General features: G+C 32.1%; 13 protein-coding genes. 5 read left to right on the top strand and 8 right to left on the bottom strand.

Annotation, left to right across the window (positions count from 1 at the left end; genetic code table 11):
* The first annotated feature begins 47 nt into the window (after positions 1-47).
* Positions 48-797, top strand: a complete 750-nt coding sequence (locus GQR95_RS10290; protein WP_159023083.1) for a C40 family peptidase — start codon at positions 48-50, stop codon at positions 795-797.
* A gap of 517 nt (positions 798-1,314) precedes the next feature.
* Here GQR95_RS10290 and GQR95_RS10285 read toward each other — a convergent pair.
* From GQR95_RS10285 to GQR95_RS10250, 8 genes are all read right to left on the bottom strand, one after another.
* Positions 1,315-1,575, bottom strand: a complete 261-nt coding sequence (locus GQR95_RS10285; RefSeq protein ID WP_159023082.1) for a heavy-metal-associated domain-containing protein — start codon at positions 1,573-1,575, stop codon at positions 1,315-1,317.
* A gap of 157 nt (positions 1,576-1,732) precedes the next feature.
* On the bottom strand, positions 1,733-3,481 hold the full coding sequence (locus tag GQR95_RS10280; RefSeq protein ID WP_159023081.1) for an efflux RND transporter periplasmic adaptor subunit: 1,749 nt from the start codon (positions 3,479-3,481) through the stop codon (positions 1,733-1,735).
* A gap of 93 nt (positions 3,482-3,574) precedes the next feature.
* Positions 3,575-6,907: a heavy metal translocating P-type ATPase gene (locus GQR95_RS10275; RefSeq protein WP_370514550.1), complete on the bottom strand. Its 3,333-nt coding sequence runs from the start codon at positions 6,905-6,907 to the stop codon at positions 3,575-3,577.
* Between the two features lie 65 nt (positions 6,908-6,972).
* On the bottom strand, positions 6,973-7,536 hold the full coding sequence (locus tag GQR95_RS10270) for an AraC family transcriptional regulator (RefSeq protein ID WP_159023080.1): 564 nt from the start codon (positions 7,534-7,536) through the stop codon (positions 6,973-6,975).
* Positions 7,537-7,633: 97 nt separating this feature from the next.
* Positions 7,634-8,155: a DUF3347 domain-containing protein gene (locus GQR95_RS10265; RefSeq protein WP_159023079.1), complete on the bottom strand. Its 522-nt coding sequence runs from the start codon at positions 8,153-8,155 to the stop codon at positions 7,634-7,636.
* A 25-nt stretch (positions 8,156-8,180) separates the two neighbouring features.
* Positions 8,181-9,422, bottom strand: coding sequence for a TolC family protein (locus GQR95_RS10260; RefSeq protein ID WP_159023078.1), 1,242 nt, complete (start codon positions 9,420-9,422; stop codon positions 8,181-8,183).
* 5 nt (positions 9,423-9,427) lie between these two features.
* Entirely contained in the window at positions 9,428-13,177 is a 3,750-nt protein-coding gene (locus GQR95_RS10255) for an efflux RND transporter permease subunit (RefSeq protein WP_159023077.1), read from the bottom strand.
* A gap of 95 nt (positions 13,178-13,272) precedes the next feature.
* The gene (locus tag GQR95_RS10250) at positions 13,273-13,686 is read right to left on the bottom strand and encodes a hypothetical protein (protein WP_159023076.1); all 414 of its coding nucleotides are present in this window, start codon (positions 13,684-13,686) and stop codon (positions 13,273-13,275) included.
* A 120-nt stretch (positions 13,687-13,806) separates the two neighbouring features.
* On the opposite strand from GQR95_RS10250, the gene GQR95_RS10245 reads away from it, so the two are divergent.
* The 4 genes from GQR95_RS10245 (at position 13,807) to GQR95_RS10230 (ending at position 20,341) form a co-directional block, all read left to right on the top strand.
* Positions 13,807-14,262, top strand: coding sequence for a hypothetical protein (locus GQR95_RS10245; protein ID WP_159023075.1), 456 nt, complete (start codon positions 13,807-13,809; stop codon positions 14,260-14,262).
* 177 nt (positions 14,263-14,439) lie between these two features.
* Positions 14,440-17,808, top strand: coding sequence for a bifunctional proline dehydrogenase/L-glutamate gamma-semialdehyde dehydrogenase (locus GQR95_RS10240; RefSeq protein WP_159023074.1), 3,369 nt, complete (start codon positions 14,440-14,442; stop codon positions 17,806-17,808).
* A gap of 208 nt (positions 17,809-18,016) precedes the next feature.
* Positions 18,017-19,453, top strand: a complete 1,437-nt coding sequence (locus GQR95_RS10235; RefSeq protein ID WP_159023073.1) for an MBOAT family protein — start codon at positions 18,017-18,019, stop codon at positions 19,451-19,453.
* Positions 19,454-19,459: 6 nt separating this feature from the next.
* Positions 19,460-20,341, top strand: coding sequence for a hypothetical protein (locus GQR95_RS10230; protein WP_159023072.1), 882 nt, complete (start codon positions 19,460-19,462; stop codon positions 20,339-20,341).
* Positions 20,342-20,625 lie beyond the last annotated feature (284 nt).

The following is a 20,625-nucleotide window of genomic DNA, read 5'->3' as shown; positions in this document are numbered from 1 at the left end:
AAAACTCATTAAATTCTATATTTAGACCCAAATCCAATAGTTAATTAATGCAATACGGCGTTTGTAATTTAAGCATTGTCCCTTTAAGAATTGAACCATCTGATGCTTCAGAACTTATTTCTCAAGTACTCTATGGTGACCTTTTTAAAGTTTTGGAACAACGAAAAAACTGGTGTAAAATTCGATTAGCTTTCGATAAGTATGAAGGCTGGATTGATACGAAACAATATTTTGAAATATCTGAAGAGATGTATTTCAAATTAAATAGTGAGCAACCTAAAGTAGCTACAGATTTAGTAGAGTTTATTAACGATGCAAACGACGAGCTCTACCCTATTCCTTTAGGCGCAACATTAAACTGTTTAGATGTTTTAAACCATACGCATGACGGAAGCGTATCTACAGAAATACTTCCAAAATCAAATCTTATAAATACAGCCTTTATGTATTTAAATGCACCTTATTTATGGGGAGGAAAAACACCTTTTGGTATAGATTGCTCAGGATTAACACAAATGGTTTACAAGCTAAATGGCTATGCTATTTTTAGAGATGCTTCAGAACAAGCAAATCAAGGTGAAGCGCTTAGTTTTATTGAAGAAAGTGAAGCTGGAGATCTCGCTTTTTTCGACAATAGTGAAGGAAAAATTGTTCATGTTGGTATTATCATGAACGACAACTATATTATTCACGCTCACGGAAAAGTTAGAATTGACAGGTTAGATCATTCTGGAATCTATAATGTAGATAGAAATGTACACACCCATAAATTACGGGTAATTAAGAAAATTATTTAAATAAGAGAACTTCATTTGTGAAAATCGAATTTATGTTCGAAAGTTTTTCTGTATATTTTTGCTTCAACAACCAAAATAAAGAAACAGCGCTATTATAAAAATCTTACTAAAACCTTAATTACCAAACTTGCTATTTACTTCTTTAGCATTCAGTTTCTCACAGAACAAAAAACATTAAAAGTCCTATTGCAAAAACAGAAACTTGGGTAAAATGCGAAATACACAAGAGACCACAATAAAATAAATGTTCCTGGTTTCTTTTTTATGACTATAAAAAATTAAATTTAAAGATACTCCAGTAAACACGCGTCGCTTAGTCGTAGATTACGAAAATGGAGAGAATCGTATTATACGACTTAAAGGGAGGTAAACTAAAAAGTATAGAATTTTGGTACAATACCTAAGTCATCTTAAATGCTACTGCAAATGTTACGGTTTATGGCTTAAAATAACCGTTAGTATACCATAATATATAAAATGAAAAAGCTAGTAATACATATTACTAGCTTTTCTATTTTTAAAAGGATAAAAACTCCCTTGGCAAAGCATTAAATCCGACTTCGTTAACTGCTTCTTCAACAAATCTTACTTCAATCATTTTAGAAGACGTAACCTTAAATTGTTTAGGAAAAACAACATCCATAAACTCAATAGATTCTACGCCGTCTATTGCCAAAATAGCTTGTTTAATTTTAATTAAATCCTTATGTTCTGAAGCATTTGTTGTAAACGTTCGAGGGTGGTTCTCTGGTATTACATTATCTAATAAGACTTCCATATTTGATTTTTTGATTAATAAAATTATTAGCTCAAGCGCAAAATAGCACTAAAAAACCAATTATAGGGTGATAATCTATAATTTTTAATTGTTAACATATTATAGAATTCTCACCAAAATAACCATATTGTTATAATAACAAAAAACAGAAGTCTTTTTAATGCAATAATTTATCATTTTCTCCACAACTTAGCATTACATTCCCAAAATAAGGGTTTTCGATAATTTCATTTAAACTAAGCCAATATCCGCCTTTATTTTGATTTGCCATCGGACAAAATTGAACATACACATTCTCATTTATTCCATATTTTTCTATGCCTTGCTTTAAATCTAAAGACACTTTTGAAAATACAGATCTAAAAGATTCTATAGTATTAATATGCTGCATTTGGGCTACATCACTTTTCATTTTATTTGAAATTACAGTCCAATCTGTCATCATTTTAGTATCAGTAGAAATAGATTTTGAATCAACAGCTTTTAAAGATTTCAGAAGGAGATTTGACTGTATTTTAGCAGACTCTAAATCACTAGCTATCAAGGTGTTTTTTAATAAAATATATGAATAAAAAACCGTCTTTATTTGTTTCTGAAACACTTCTGGAACTGCTTTAAATTCTTCATTAGAAATTTGTTTTGAAACAATTGTATTCACTACGTCATTAGACACTTGACTTTGATTCATCATAGACGCCTTTCCTTGTAATTGAGCTGCCGCATCAACTGTAAAGGTACCATTAGTTACAATAATATTTCCTTCATACAATCCATCTAAAACGTTGTAAGCATCACCCAATTTTGTTCCTAAAGTCACTTCTCGCATTTCAAAAACAGGTTGTTCAGGATCTACCTTTAAATATACTACAGATCGTTTTCCGGTCCACATCACTGCAGAAGCTGGAATTGTTAATGGCGCTTTTTCACCATCATTTAGATTTAAAATTGTGCCTTCAATAAACATCCCTGGTTTAAAAATATCCTCTTTATTTTGTAAAACAGCTCTCACTGTTACCGTTCTCGTAGAGGCATTTAAAATAGGATCTATAAACGTAATTTTAGATTTTATAATAGTATTCGGGTATGCTTTCGCCGAAACAGCTATAGATTGTCCCACTTTTAGAGTAGCAATTTGATTCTCGTAAGCATCAAACTCTGCCCAAACGGTACTTAAATTAGAAACCTTAAAAATAGATTTCCCATCCATTACATGATCGCCTTCTTTCGCTGAAATTTCTGAAACTGTTCCAGAAACATGAGCATAAATTTTAAATTGGTTTATCACGTTTCCAGTCGTCTCAATAGTGTGTAATTGTCCGTCGTGAATCATCCAGTTTTTAAATTTATTACGAACAGCCCGATACAATTCTGGTTGTGTAGCCTTCATTTTATAAGCCGTAATTAACTCCTGCTGTGCACTTATTAATGCAGGAGAATATACAACAGCCACTAACTGCCCTTTACTTACCTTCTGCCCTACAGACGTAACATATAATTTATCTATTCTCCCGTTAAAATGCGCTGGTTGTACAGCTGTTTTATCAGCGTTAACTTGTATTGATCCAGATAAAACTAAAGACTTATTATAACCAGAACTCTCACCAACTACAGACGTTTCTACATTTGCTAGAGCTGCAGCTGTTTTTGTTAATTGAAATTGTTGCTCAGTAAACGCATTATCATCACCATTTATAGGCACAAGCGACATCCCACAAATAGGACACGCGCCAGGTTCGTTTCGCACAATTTGAGGATGCATAGAACACGTCCATTTTTCAGAAGTTTCGGTCACAACATGATCGTGTGATTCTAAAGCAACTTCTGCTTCCGAATTTCCGAAAAACACAAACCCCAATCCTAGCCCTAGAATTAAAGCCAATACGATATAAATGGTATTCTTATTCATTTTTATGTTGTTCTAATAAATGAATTAAATAATAAAACAGCCTTATCTATCTCTAAAAAAAAATAGAAACTGGTTTATAAAATTCAATTGTAATTAATCAATACGTCTTGTACGTAATCGTAATGCATTTGCTATAACCGAAACCGAACTAAAGCTCATTGCTAAAGCCGCAATCATTGGCGATAATAATAGTCCGAAAATGGGATATAAAATACCTGCAGCAATTGGCACTCCAACAGAATTATAGATTAAAGCAAAAAACAAGTTCTGTTTTATATTTTTCATTACATTTTCACTTAGTTTTCTAGCTTTTACAATACCGTGTAAATCGCCTTTTACCAATGTTATTGCGGCACTTTCTATAGCAACATCTGTTCCTGTTCCCATAGCAATACCCACATTACTTTTTGCCAACGCCGGTGCATCGTTTACACCATCTCCAGCCATAGCCACTATTTTACCTTCGTTTTGGTAACGTTCTACTTCACTTAATTTATCTTGAGGCAACATTCCGCCTTTAAAATGTTTTATTCCTAATTCTTGAGCTACAGCACGTGCTGTTTCCTGATTATCTCCAGAAAGCATCACCACATCTAAACCAGAATCCTGTAAGGTTTTAATGGCTTTTTTACTTGTCGATTTTATTTTATCTGCAATAACAATAAGACCAACAGCAACATTATTGACTGATAAAAATGATACTGTTTTTCCTTTCTTTTGATCTCTTAAAGCAGATTCTTCTAAAGTTTTAGAAATAGAAACGTTTGCTTCTGCCATCATTTTAACATTTCCTAAAGCTAAATGTTTACCGTCTACAATTCCGGTAACTCCTTTTCCTGAAACAGCATTAAAATCACTCACTTTTAAAAGACTTACATCCTTCTCTTTTCCATATTTTACAGTTGCTTCTGCTAACGGATGCTCACTTAATGTATTAATCGATACAATATACTGAAGCATTGTATTTTCGTCTATGCTAGTAGAAATACCTTCTATTTTTTCTACCGAAGGTTTTCCTTCTGTAATCGTTCCTGTTTTATCTATAATTAAGACATCTACAGTATTCATATGTTCTAAAGCCTCTGCATTTTTAATAAGCACACCATTTTGTGCACCTTTACCAACGCCAACCATAACCGACATTGGAGTTGCTAAACCTAACGCGCACGGACACGCAATAATCAATACTGCAATCGCATTTACAAAGGCAAACGCATATTTAGGATCTGGACCAAAAATTACCCATAAAACAAATGTTAGAATAGAAATTCCGACAACAACAGGCACAAAATATCCTGAAATTTTATCGGCCAATTTTTGAATTGGTGCTTGGCTTCTACTTGCGGTATTTACCATCTCGATAATTTGAGATAATAAAGTATCTGCTCCAACTTTTTTGGCAGTCATAATAAAAGACTGTTTCCCATTAATCGTTCCTGCACTTACAGCATCGCCTTCCGTTTTTCGAATTGGAATAGGTTCTCCTGTAATCATAGATTCATCTACGCTACTCTCTCCTTCATAAACAACACCATCTACTGGAATTTTATCTCCTGGTTTAACACGTAATAAATCACCTAAAATAATATCATCTATAGAAACAACTTCTTCTTTTCCTTTTTCAACACGAGTGGCTTCATTAGGTGCTAATTTCAAGAGTGCTTTAACGGCATCATTCGTTTTATTATGTGCTCTCGCTTCTAAAACTTGCCCCATTAACACTAAAGTTAAAATGACTGCTGCGGCTTCAAAATACACATGTACAGTACCGGAACCTGTTTTAAATTGATCTGGAATTACATCTGGAAACAGTAATCCAAACACACTAAACAACCAAGCAATTCCCGCGCCTATACCTATTAGAGTAAACATGTTTAGATTCCAAGTTTTTACACTTTTATAAGCACGCTCAAAAAACATCCACGTTGCATAAAACACAACTGGAATAGACAATGTAAACTGCACCCAATTCCAATATTTTAAAGGCATAATATGATATAGCGGGTTGCCTGAAATCATATCAGACATCGCTATTATAAAAATAGGAATACTAAATGCGGTTGCTATTTTTAGTTTTTTTAGTAATTTCTGATATGCCAATTCTTCTGCAGAAGCTTCTGGTTTTATTGGTACTAAATCCATCCCACAAATAGGACAATCTCCAGGTTTATTTTCAATAATTTCTGGGTGCATCGGACATGTATATTCCGTTTTTGCAGCTTTTAAACTCTGCTCCTTCACCAAATCCATACCACAAACAGGACAATCTCCATGTGCATCATACGTCTTTTCGCCTTCGCAATGCATGGGACAATAATACGTTCCGGCACCTGTATCTTTTACTTTTTTTCTAGGCAATTCGTGTTCTTTTACGCCTAACGGATGAATAGTATATGTGTCTCCGTCTGCTTTTAAAGCTTGCTGAAATTTCTCTAACGAAATAGCTTGTTTCATTTCTATAGTCGCTTCAGATTTTTCTAAATCTACCGAAGCTTTTAAAACACCTTCAATGGCGCTTAAAATCTTTTCTACATGACCACGACAGCCATTACACGTCATGCCGTGAACATGAAATGTATGAGATATTAATTTCGAAGTTTCTTTTTTAGAGCAACATGTAGATGCTACTCTTTTATCATTCTCCTTTTGTTGATCGGGATTTTCTATACTATATCTATCGCCATCGGCTTTTAAAGCTTCCTGAAATGTCTCTAACGAAATAGCATGTTCCATTTCAATAGTCGCTTTAGATTTTTCTAAATCTACCGAAGCTTTTAAAACACCTTCAACCTCGCTTAAAATCTTTTCTACATGACCACGACAGCCATTACACGTCATGCCGTGAACATGAAATGTATGAGATATTAATTTCGAAGTTTCTTTTTTAGAGCAACATGTAGATGCTACTCTTTTATCATTCTCCTTTTGTTGATCGGGATTTTCTATACTATATCTATCGCCATCGGCTTTTAAAGCTTCCTGAAATGTCTCTAACGAAATAGCATGTTCCATTTCAATAGTCGCTTTAGATTTTTCTAAATCTACCGAAGCTTTTAAAACACCTTCAACCTCGCTTAGAATCTTTTCTACATGACCACGACAGCCATTACACGTCATGCCGTGAACATGAAATGTATGAGATATTAATTTTGAAGTTTCTTTTTTGGAACAACATGTAGATGCTACTCTTTTGTCATTCTCCTTTTGTTGATCGGGATTTTCTATACTATATCTATCGCCATCGGCTTTTAAAGCTTGCTGAAATGTCTCCAACGAAATAGCTTGTTCCATTTCAATAGTCGCTTCAGATTTTTCTAAATCTACCGAAGCTTTTAAAACACCTTCAATGGCGCTTAAAATCTTTTCTACATGACCACGACAACCGTTACACGTCATACCTGATATACTATATATATGTTTCATTATCTTTTTTATTGACTGTAAAATTACCGCTTAATCACCAACTCCAATTGCATTATTATGGACTATACTTATATAATTTTGTCAATGGTTTTTCTGTCCCATTGTTGTAACGATTTATAATCGCTCATAGACATTCCTGTGACAGACTTAAACTGATTTGCCAAATGACTACTACTTGTATAACTTAAACAATCTGCTATTTCAGAAAATTGTAATTGTCCCAATTGCAGAAACTCCTTAACCTTTTCTATTTTTAGCTGAATCACATATTTCTCAATCGTTATTCCCATACGTTTACTAAACAACTTACTTAGTACAGAATAATCTTTCGGAATTTTCCCTGTCAATAACTCAGATACTTTTAAAATTGGAGAGTCTTCATCCTCTAAATTTTCAATAATTATCGTTTTTATTTGCTCAATAAGCACATCGTCTTCACTTTCAATCAATTCAAACCCCGTTTGTTTCAGCTTATCTTTTAAAGCAACGTGAGTTTCATTATCCATTTGCTCTACAATAACATCGCCTAAACTTAATGCATACACAGGCACATTCATGCTTACCAATAACTGATTTACAGATGCTTTACATCTATCGCAAACCATATTTTTTATATAAAGATGTTGTTCCATTAGTTCTATTTCTGTGTATTAAATGTTCAAATAAATTACATAATAAGTCCCTAAAACACGTTCAGGATACCGCTAGGCTAATAATTTTAAAATACACCTACAATTTCAAAGTCTCTTGCACTAATCCGCAATGCAACATTTGGTCTCCGTAATAAGGGTTATTAATCTGTTTTTCTATAGCAAACCAATTTGCACCTCCATTTAATGCCATCGGACAATTTTGCTCGTAAATTTCTCCAGAAGACAAACTAGTAACTAGAATTGGTTTTAATACTGTTGTTAAATCAGAAAACAGTTTACGTTGCTTCTCGATATCAGATTCTGAAGCAATTTGAGTTGCCAAAGCTTTAATTTCTGGATTTTCTGTAGTATTGGCAATCATTTCTGCTCCCTTTTTAGCATCTACAGCATCGGTTTTTACTAAAGCCGTTTTTAAATGTAAGTAATGCTGAAATGTTGCCGCTACAATGGTGTCTTTAAATTCTGGATTTGATTGTTTTATATCGGCCGCTGCAACTTCTTGTTTTTCTACTTTTTTAGGTTCATTTTTACATGAGATTACAGAAAACAAAGCAATTCCTAATACCGTTATACTCATTATTTTTTTTACATTTTTCATAATTTAAAAGCTGTTTTGATTTAATTTACTGTGTTAAATAATTTATTACTGTTTGTTGTTTATAATATGATTTTATTGAAGCTATTCGGTTAATTTCATACTTCAATTGAAGCGTTTCTATGTCTAGAACATCATCAAAATCAATCATACCCGTTTCATAACTTTTCAATAAAATATCTTGCGCATTCTTTGCTTGTTCTAAATTTTTAGTCTGTGTTACAAAACTAATCTGAGCAGAATTTCTTTGTTTTACCGCTACATCTAAAATTCCCGTTAAACTATTTTTTTTATCTTGTTTCTGTAATTTATACGCTTCCTTTTGAATTTTATTCTGAACACTTTTAGATTTATATTTAGAGTTAAATATGGGAATAGACACCGAAACCATAGGTACAAAAATATCATCCCCACTATGTACTATCTCTAAATCTTGACGTTCTTCAATAGCGATATAATCCAATCCGAAACCAATCATAGGTGCACGCTCTTTCTGATTTAGTAAGTCGGATTGTTCTACAGATTCATACAATTTATCATACTGTAATAATTCAGGATGCAAATTAGTGATTTCATCTAATTCTAACACCTCATCAGTTGGCATTTCTAAGTCAGGTTTTACTATAATGGGATTAGATTTATCGCGATTTAAATCTAAATTAATTTGAGATTGAACTGCTAAATAGTCTTGTTTTAAAATCGCTATATCTTCTAAAATATCATTCTCTCGCATTTGTAATTTTAAAACATCTACAGCAGAAGCTTGCCCAACCTCTATACTTGTTAAAGCTAAAATTTCATAACGTTTCAAAATTTCGAGTTGCTCTTGCAAAACCCGTTGTTGTGAAATATTTGACCACAATTCATAATAATTTTGAGACAAATCCATTACCAATTTACGTTGGGCAATGGCTATACTTTCGTATTGCGCGTCGGCAAGAGACGCGGCATAATTTTCCCGAGCAGTAATAGATCCAAACCAAGGCAACATTTGTACAACAGAAGCTTTCATTTTTTGTGCACCTGTACGTGTTTCCAACGCAGTTGCAAAATAGCCAACACTAAACTCTGTATTCGGAATAACCTGTACTTCATTTACTTTTTCTGATGCCAATTTGTATTGTAAATCGGCTTGTTTTACACCTGTATTTTGTTGTAAGCCCATTTCAATTAATTGTCCTAAATCTTGTGCTTTTAAGCTTTCTAAACACCCTAAAACACAAAAGGTTATCACATAAATTTTTAGAAGTTGTTTTTTATACTTTTTCATGTGTTTTATTCAATTTTAGTTTGATTTCTTTTAATGATATATTCTTGTTTCCAGCTGTATAATACGGGAACGATAAAATAAGAGGTAATATCTATAATCATCCCTCCAAATGCGGGAATAGACATCGGAATCATAATATCGCTTCCTCGTCCTGTAGAAGTTAACACAGGCAAAAGCGCCAAAATGGTAGTTGCCGTTGTCATTAAACACGGACGAATACGTTTCTCTGCTGCGCGAATTGCAGCCTCGCGAATACACTTAATAGTTTGTGGCTTTTCAGTATTAAAAGTTTGCGTTAAATAGGTTGCCATAACCACTCCATCGTCTGTGGCAATACCAAACAACGCGATAAAACCAACCCAAACGGCAACACTTAAATGTATGGGATGCATTTGAAATAAATCTCTTAAATTCTCTCCAAACACATTAAAATTAAGAAACCAATTTTGACCATATAACCACATCATGATAAATCCACCCGCAAATGCTACAGAAATGCCTGTAAACACCATTAAAGACGTAGACACCGATTTAAACTGAAAGTATAAAATCAAGAAAATAATAGCTAAAGCCAGAGGTACAACGACACGTAATGTTTGCTCTGCACGTAACTGATTTTCGTACGTTCCTGTAAATTGATAGGTAATCCCTTTTGGCACGTTTAATTTGCCATTATCTATTTGATCTTGTATTAATTGTTGAGCATTTTCTACCACATTAACCTCAGCAAAACCATCTAATTTATCGAACAAAACATACCCTACTAAAAAAGTATCTTCACTCTTAATAACCTGCGGACCTTGCTCGTAACGAATGGTGGCCAATTCACTTAAAGGCACAGGATTTCCTTCTGCAACAGGAATATAAATCCCATTTAAATCGTCTGGACTAGAACGTAATTCTCTAGGATAACGCACGCGTACACCGTAACGTTCCCGACCTTGAACTGTTTGGGTTAAAACCATACCACCAACAGCAACTTTTAATTCGTTTTGCACCGTTTCTATAGAAACCCCATAACGCGCTAATTTTTCACGATCTATATCGATTAGTAAATATGGTTTTCCAACAATACGGTCTGCAAACACAGCTTCTTTCTTTACTCCTTTAGCGCTTTTAAGAATAGGTTCTAGCGCTTTTCCAAAAGCTTCAATTTGTTTTAAATCTTGACCTTTAATTTTTATGCCTATTGGTGCACGCATTCCTGTTTGTAACATGACCAATCTAGTTTCTATAGGCTGTAATTTTGGTGCAGAAGTGACACCTGGAAGATTCGTTTTAGAAATAATTTTATTCCAAATATCGTTGGCCGATGTAATTTCTGGTCGCCAGTTTCTATAGAATTCACCATCCTCGTCTGCTGTTAATTGATCTGCTGAAACTTTAATTTTAGTTGATAAAATCGCTTTAGAATCTTTTATGGCTTCATCTGAATAGACCGCATTTATATTTTGTACCAAACGGCCATCTTTTAGTATAAAAAAACCGTCTATATCCACTTGATATCTTTGACGTTTCCCTTCAGCATTCAACATATACTCAGGTTTATATTGAATCATATTTTCATACATAGACAACGGTGCAGGATCTAAAGCAGATGCTGTTCTACCAGCTTTACCAACCACTGTTTCTACTTCTGGAATACTTGCCACAGCCATATCTAACTGCTGAAGCACACGTTTATTTTCGGAAACTCCCGCATGAGGCATAGATGTTGGCATAAGTAAAAATGAACCTTCATTTAAAGAAGGCATGAATTCTTTTCCTGTAGTTCTCATAATTAAAAAACCAAGAACCACTATGGTTGTTGGAATTAATAAAAACAAGAGTTTGTTTGCTAAAGCCCAACCTAATATTTGTGAGTAATAACGTTTAAAAACGAAGAAAAAACCGAGTACACCAAAGCAAATAACAAATACAAAAATAAGATTAACCAATACACTTTTTGAAACACCCAAAGGTCTCCAATATTCTGCTAACAAAAAGACAATTGAAACCGCTACAAGAATACTATTAATAGTATTTACACGAGTTTCGGACCAATTAAATTTTAGTTTTAAAAATCCTAAAACACCAAAAGCAACCAGTAATACGCCTATGGTATAACCGCTAAAAACTGCCCAAAATCCTATTCCTATTAAAATGCTATTTATAACAATCTTGAATTGGGTTTTAAGGATTCTTTTTCTGAATAAAAATGCAGCAAACGGCGGAATTAAAAACAAAGCCACAATAACAGATGCTACTAATGCCATGGTTTTTGTAAAAGCTAAAGGTGTAAACAATTTCCCTTCTGCACCAACCATAGTAAATACAGGAATAAAACTGATAATGGTTGTAGCAACCGCTGTGAGTATTGCCCCTGAAACTTCGGTAGTCGCATTATAAACCACTTCATTAATAGGTGCATTATCATCGTATTCATCGAGATGTCTTATAATATTTTCGGCTAAAATAATCCCGACATCTACCATAGTCCCAATAGCAATTGCAATACCCGATAACGCTACAATATTAGCACTAACATCGAAAAATTTCATGGCAATAAACACCATTAAAACAGCAACAGGTAATAAGCTAGAAATTAAAATAGAAGCTCTTAAATTAAATACCATAACAACAATAACTAAAATGGTAATTAAAACCTCTAAAGTTAAGGCTTCATCTAGCGTATTTAAGGTTTCTTTTATAAGCACAGTTCTGTCGTAAAACGGTACAACAGTAAGCTGGGACACAGTGCCATCTGCTAATACTTTTGAAGGTAAACCCTTATGCATTTCTGCAATTTTCTCCTTCACATTGGTAATCACTTCCATGGGATTTGCACCATATCTAGCCACAACAACACCTCCAACAACCTCGGCTCCTTCTTTATCGAGAATGCCACGTCTTGCTTCTGGCCCTAAAACAACATGAGCGATATCTTTTATACGAATAGATTTAAAATTTGTAGATGTTACTACAGCATTCTCTAAATCGGCTATAGATTTAATATACCCCAAACCTCTTACTAAATATTCAGCTTGATTAATTTCTAGGGTTTGCGCACCAATATCTTGATTAGAGCTTTTTATGGCTTTTACCACATTTTGAAGTGAAATTTGATATTGCTTCATCAATTCTGGATTCACATCTATTTGATATTCCTGAACGTAACCACCAATAGAAGCAACTTCAGAAACACCACTTGCAGAAGACAAGCCATATTTCACAAAATAATCTTGAATACTACGTAATTCTTGTAAATCCCAACCTCCAGTAACATTACCATCCTGATCACGCCCCTCTAAAGTGTACCAAAATATTTGTCCCAAACCGGTAGCATCTGGACCTAAAGCGGGTTTTGCATCGGCAGGTAATAAATTGCTTGGTAAAGCGTTTAGTTTTTCAAGAATACGACTCCTACTCCAATAAAACTCAATGTCTTCTTCAAAAATGATATAAATACTAGACACGCCAAACATGGAAGAACTCCTAATAGTTTTTACACCAGGAATGCCCAATAAGGTTGTGGTAAGCGGATACGTAATTTGGTCTTCAATATCTTGAGGTGAACGCCCGTCCCATTTTGTAAAGATAATTTGCTGATTTTCTCCAATATCAGGAATCGCATCTACAGACACCGGATCGCTAGGTAAAATCCCAGTATGCCAACCAAAAGGTGAATTTACCGTTCCCCACCCCACAAAAAGGGCAAGCATTAAAACAGCAACAAACTTATGTTCTATTAAAAATTTTATGCTTTTATTCAGCATGATATATATATAAACAATTAAACATAGAAAAATGAACCGCACAAGGCAGTTTTGTTCTAACTCATGGTTAAAACAGTGTTTTATTGTTTAAAAAATCAGATTAAGAAAATCTCGCAATCCAATTGAATATCGGAGACGAGTATAGGCGGATGATACTCCTGGAATGGAGTAATTTGTTTTGGTAACGTTTCGAATAAAGAATGATAAACGTATACAAATGAAGTTAAAAATAATTGATGATCTACAGACAATTGATTCGGAGATGTATTCAATTCATCTTGTCCGTTTACAACCACTTTATGGTCTGTACAACATCCTTTTTTAGTAATTGATGATTTTGAAGACAAACTCTGCATACTATCCATACCACAAGTTGTTGCATTGGTATTTAAAGCCACATCTACCAAAGTATCGCCACAATAATGCATATCTAAGCTAAAAGACACTGTAGATAACAAGACTACAATGGCCATAGAAACAGATAATATGTTGTGGAAAATACTTTTCATTAGAATACAAAACTAGTCATTTTAATTTAAACTATTTTTAAGCGCCTTAATTTTCTAATAATAAAACAAAAAGAGCAATAGAATTTTACATATTTTAAAGCAGTAAAAAATCAATAACAAATGAGTCTCATATTCGTACTTATTCTAGTCATTCCTTGTTTTTTCATCTCTAAATGGGGATTAAATAAACTAAATATAGGTACGCGTAAAAACCAGAAATACATGGCTTTATTTCCTACTTTTATTTTAAGTCCGCTATTATATATTGGTGTAATATTTCTATGGATGGCATTAGCTTCTTATTATCCTACACATGAATTTAGCAAATTGCATTGGGAAACGAATACTGAAGAACGTTACAAAATGTCTAAAGATATTATTGAAAGTAACATACTTATAGGAAAATCTAAAGCAGAAGTTTCGGACTTATTAGGTACAGATTTTTATGTATATAACGACAATCACATTGGGTATAACCTTGGTTTTACGCCTGGGTTCTTTAATATCGATCCAGATGTGTTAGATATTTATTTTAAAAATAGCAAAGTAATTAGAGTGTCTCTGCATGAAAGTTAATAAAATCGAACTTCCTATCTGAAAATCTGAAACTTAAACAAAGAACCAAAATCTTCTTTTCAACTTCAATTATCAAGTTTTTAGTATCATTTTTCAATTGCAAAAATTAAGACTACAATTTTTTGTTATTAAGTCTCGTTTTTTTCCTAATTTCATTTTTCCAAAACAATAATATACATGGGTTTTAAACTTTCAAGTAAACAAATCGATCAGGTCCTTCAAACAGCAAAAGAGTTACAGAAGCCTAGACGAAAAGCACCAACCAATCCTTTTGCAAAACGCTTAGGTGCTATTATTAAATCTGCAGAAGGTAAAATTTTCTTAATCAAACTATTAGATATTGCTTTTAGAAGTAAAAATTATGCCAGGATAGGGACGTTTGTACATAGTCTTTTTAAAAGCTCAGATGCTTACGAAGATTTATTTAGCACTCAAGAACGCGGTTTAGTGCGTTTATTTAATATTATTGGGTATAAATTACCATCTATTAGTGTGCCATTAATGTTACGCCAAGTACAAGACGTAACAAGCCCTATTGTGTTTTTCTTAGGGGATAAAAAATACAAAGACCATTACCAAAAAAGAAAAGAACAACATATACAACTGAATGTAAACCTTATTGGAGAAGCTTTAATTGGTGAAGATGAAGCCGAAAAAAGAATAGAATCTTATTGTAATCTTCTAAACGAAAAAAATGTAGATTATATTTCTGTTAAAGCCTCTACAATATATTCTCAAATAGAATCTATAGCTTACGAAGCTGTTGTCGATATTTTAGTAGAAAAACTATCTATTCTTTATAGAGAGGTTTTAAAAATTGAAAAAGAAACAGGGAAACAAAAATTTATAAATTTAGATATGGAAGAGTATCGAGATTTAACAATTACACTCGATACATTCAAGAAAACATTAGAATTACCAGAATTTAAAACATTAAGAACTGGTATTGTTATACAAGCATATTTACCAGATGCATTTAATGAAATTTGTAAACTCCAAGATTGGGCCGTGCAACGTGTTGCAAATGGAGGTTCTCCTGTTAAAGTAAGAATTGTAAAAGGTGCAAATTTAGAAATGGAACTTACAGAAGCGTCTATGCGCGAATGGCCATTAGCAACATATTCTTCTAAACTTGAAACAGATGCCAATTATAAAAGAATAGTTAGCCAACTTTTAAGAAAGGATAAATCGCACGCTTTAAACGTGGGTATTGCGTCTCATAATATTTTTGATCTAGCGTTTGCTATTAATTTAGTGGATAGTGAAGATATTAAAGGCACTGTAGATTTTGAAATGCTTGAAGGTGTTGCGCATGGTACGGTTATGGAAATTGTTAGTCGAGGCCATAGCGTTGTATTATACACTCCAATAGTTAAAAGAAAAGATTATAACAATGCCATTGCTTATTTAGTTAGAAGACTTGATGAAGGTACACAAGCTGGAAATTTTTTAAGAGAAGGTTACAATTTAGATATTAATTCTGATAAATGGCACGAGTTAAAACAGCTTTTCTTAGAATCTGTAGCTAAAATGGATTTTGTAAAAACAACGCCTAATCGAATTCAAAATAGAGCTAATCAAGAAATTAAATTACAGAGACAATTTGAAAATGTACCAGATACAGATTGGACAGTTGAAGCAAACCGAAAATGGATTAAAAATGTAAAGGCACGTTGGGCAAAACCCACTGAAATTGTTGGAGATCTCATTCAGGTCGTTGGAAATTTACCTATAAAAACGCGCGAAATTGTAAGCCAAAATAACTGGAATGGTGAATTACCTTGGAAATACGAACTTGCAGATGCAGATGATTATAAACAAACCATAGAAGCTTCTTCTGCTTGGTACGAAATGCCTACTGCCGATAAAGCTGCTATTTTAAGAACTGCTGGTGTTTTAATGGAACAACGTCGAGGTGATTTAATTGGTGTTGCCGTTGAAGAATTAGGAAAAACAGTACCAGAAGTTGATGTTGAAGTTTCCGAAGCCATAGATTTTGCTAATTTCTATGCACAGAATATTCTTGATATTGAAGAAGAACGAACCGCTTATGTGTGTTCAGGAATAAACCTTGTATTATCGCCATGGAATTTCCCTATCGCTATTCCAATTGGTGGTGTTCTAGCATCTCTTGCTGCGGGTAAAAGAGTTATTTTAAAACCTTCTCAAAATGCTGCTGCTTGTGCGTATTTAATTAGTCAATGTTTATGGGAAGCTGGAGTTCCTAAAGATGCGTTTTCTTTTTTACCAACACAAGAATCTAACCTTGACGCTTATTTAACGAAAGATAACGTGTTCGATGCTGTTATACTTACGGGAGGTACAGATACTGCTCAATTTTTACTAAACAGAAATCCAGATTTAAATCTGTTTGCAGAAACTGGAGGAAAAAATGCTATAATTGTTAGTGCTTTATCAGATAGAGATCAGGCTATAAAAAACGTAGTGCAATCTGCCTTTGGAAATACGGGGCAAAAATGTTCGGCAACATCGCTACTAATTTTAGAAAAAGAAGTATTTGATGATATTCATTTTAAAACCCTTTTAAAAGATGCTGTAGAAAGTCGTATTTATGGAAAACCTTGGGATTTTCACACTCAAATAGGGCCTTTAGCTGTTCCTATTAACGAACGCATTAAACACGTAATAGATAACACAAAAGATGAAGATTGGTTAGTTAAACCAGAGCTTACTGGCGATTATTTATTAAAACCAGGCGTTAAATGGGGTATTACTACTGATGATTATGGTTATAAAAATGAATTATTTGGTCCCATTCTTTTTGTTATGCAATCTGAAGGATTATATGATGCGATAGAAAAAGTTAATAATGTAAAATACGGTTTAACTAGCGGTATAGAATCACTGGCTCCAGAAGAAATTAATTATTGGAAAAACCACATTAAAGCAGGTAACTTATATATAAACCGTGGTACTACCGGAGCTATTGTACAACGCCAACCCTTTGGAGGTATGAAGGCATCTTGTTATGGTTTTGGAATGAAAGCAGGAGGCGTTAATTACGTACGTCAGTTCTTGAACTTAGAATCTCAAGATATTGATATTAGTAAAATTGAAGATAATTATATGCGTAGTTATCTAGGGCATTTTAATAAAGAAATAGATTACTCTAAAATTAGAGGACAACATAATACGTGCAGATATCTAAAATCTGAAAAAGTTATGGTATTGGTAGGAAAAGATACATTAAAAGAGCACATAGAAATGGTTTCAACTGCCTGTTCTGTTTTGAAAACTAAAGTAGAATTTATTACAACTGAAAATATAGATTGGACATTTGATGATGTTTTGGTTAAAATTGATGATTGGACAGCATTAGAATCAGCTATAAACTTCAATACATGTTTCAGATCCATTACAAATACAGTAACAGATACTTTTAAAGTTATGCTACATAAAAATCATGTTCATTTATATGACAGAACCCCTAATATTAATGGTCGTTTTGAATTACTTAACTACTTAACAGAGCAAAGTATTTCTTATAATTACCACAGATATGGAAATTTAATGGGCGAAAATTAAATAGATTCATTAAAAAAATAAAAGGTTTAGCTGTTCAAGCTAAACCTTTTAAAAAAAACAGATTGATATTAATATTTAATATTTAACCAATTATCATATCGATATGCATGAAAAAATAAAGTTATATATATTACAATCAAGATAAATTATTATCTGTTTTTATATACTTTAGCAAACATATTAATAATAATTAAGTTTATCTTTTTTCATGCTTTTTAACTCTATAGATTTTGCTATATTCTTACCTTTAATTTTTATACTTTATTGGTTTATTGTTAATAAAAATTTAAAACAACAAAATTTATTAATAGTTATTGCTAGTTATATATTTTATGGTTGGTGGGATTGGAAATTTTTATCATTAATATTATTTAGTACACTTATAGATTTTTCTATCGGTAAAAAATTAGGAACAGAGAATAATCTAAAAAAAAGAAAACTTTTACTATGGACAAGCATTCTAATAAATATTGGTTTTCTAGGATTCTTTAAATATTACAATTTCTTTATTGATAACTTTATTACTGCCTTTACATTTTTTGGATCGGAATTGAAACTTAACTCTTTAAACATTATTTTACCTGTAGGAATTAGTTTCTACACTTTTCAAACTCTAAGCTATACAATTGATGTTTATAAAAAAAGGCTAACACCTACAAATGATTTAATAGCGTTTACTGCATTTGTAAGTTTCTTTCCTCAATTAGTTGCTGGACCTATAGAAAGAGCTACTAATTTATTGCCCCAATTTTACAATAAAAGAACTTTTAACAGTGATAAAGCAATAAATGGTGTTCATTTAATATTATGGGGATTATTTAAAAAAGTAGTAATAGCAGATTCTTGTGCTATATATGTTGATGAAATTTTCTCAAATTATCAAAACATGAATTCTATCAGTTTACTTTTAGGAGCCATCTATTTTGCTTTTCAAATCTATGGAGATTTTAGTGGTTATTCTGATATTGCAATTGGGACATCTAAATTATTTGGTTTTAATTTGATGACAAATTTTAGATATCCATATTTTTCTAGAGATATTGCTGAATTTTGGAGAAGATGGCACATTTCTTTGTCTACCTGGTTTAGAGACTATTTATACATTCCATTAGGAGGAAGTAAAGTATCTAAAATTTTAAGTTTTAGAAATATTTTTATAATATTTTTAGTTAGTGGTTTTTGGCATGGGGCTAATTGGACATTTATCATTTGGGGAATTTTAAATGCTATTTACTTTATCCCATTATTCTTAACTAAGAAAAATCGAAAAAACCTTGATACTGTTTCTTCTGGTAAAATTTTCCCTAGTTTTAAAGAGTTATTATCAATGTCCTTTACTTTTTTATTAATTCTCATTGGATGGATTTTTTTCAGAATAAATACTGTTTCTAATGGTTTAGAATACATCAAAAATTTATTCTCATTCAATTTTAAAGGAGGTATACAATATTTAGCTACAGAGCGCTATACTCCAGAATTAATGGTCTTAATATCTTTATTTATAATTATTGAATGGAATTCAAGAGAAAAAGAACATCCTTTTTTTGGCAAATGGATTAATATTAAAATAGTTCTAACTCTGTTAGGCTTGGTAACATTTGGTGTATATTCTAAAGTCGCTGATTTTATATACTTTCAATTTTAAATTCGAATGAAAAAATTTATTAAATATATAATATTTCTTTCTATCCTATTTATAGGGCTATTATACATTTCTGATTATGTTTATACTCAGATATATTTAAATTCTAACCCTAGAAATAAGCTACAATATATTCTTAATACAACAAATCAAAATTTTGATATTGTATTTATTGGATCATCAAGGGTTGCCAATCATGTAGATACTAAATTATTCAATAGTCTGTCTAATAAAAAGACAATCAATTTAGGTGCAGAAGGTGCAGGCTTAAATGATAATTTATTGCAACTTAAATTACTTTTATCGCAAAAAAATAAAATTTCTAATCTGTTTTTACAAATTGATTCTAATTTTGAAAATGAAAAACCTTCAAACATTTCAACATCTGAAGCAATGCCTTTTTTTAAAAATAAAATTATAAATAAACATCTTCAAAAATATTTTAGTAATTATCAAAAATTAAAATATATTCCTTTTTATAGATACGCAATAAACGATCCTAAAATTGGGTTTAGAGAACTTTTCTTTTCTCTTATGAATAAAAAACCACGTGTAGACCCCAAAATAGGATTTACTCCAAAGTATGGAAATAAACTTCTACATTCTAACCTAAGCTTACCAACAAGTATCAGTAAAAATAACATCATACTCAATGAAATAATTGATCTTTGTAAAAACAATAAAATAAAATTAACTCTATTTATTTCTCCGTATTCTAGTAAAACACAAAACTTAGATTACATAACTAAATTAAAAGAAAAAATTCCTGAGCTAATTGATTTATCTAAAAATTATAATGATGAGTTATTTTATAATTGTGGTCATTTAAACAACAAAGGTGCTAAAGTATTTACTGAAAATTTATATAATGCGACTAAAAACAATTTATAGTATAAAAAAGCACTGCATATTCATACTTCAGTCTTAAATCAATTTATTTATAAAAACAGAATATGCTTCCTTTTATAAATAAAAGACAAACATTTTTTTACATCTTTATTTCAATCAAAAACAAGTTATTAGAAAGCCTTATTTAAGCATTAAAAAAAGGTTTAAAAAAGGCTCTATTTCAACACTTTAACATAGAGTTTATCTATACCAACTATAAAGACGACCTATTACAAAATTCACAAAAAAACTAGCAAAACACTTTTAATAACATAAAAAACGCCTCA

Origin of the sequence: Formosa sp. L2A11 (genome assembly GCF_009796865.1) — a bacterium.
Classification (GTDB): Bacteria; Bacteroidota; Bacteroidia; order Flavobacteriales; family Flavobacteriaceae; genus Formosa.
The sequence above is the reverse complement of the archived record's forward strand: the minus strand, read 5'-3'. Positions and strand labels throughout refer to the sequence as shown.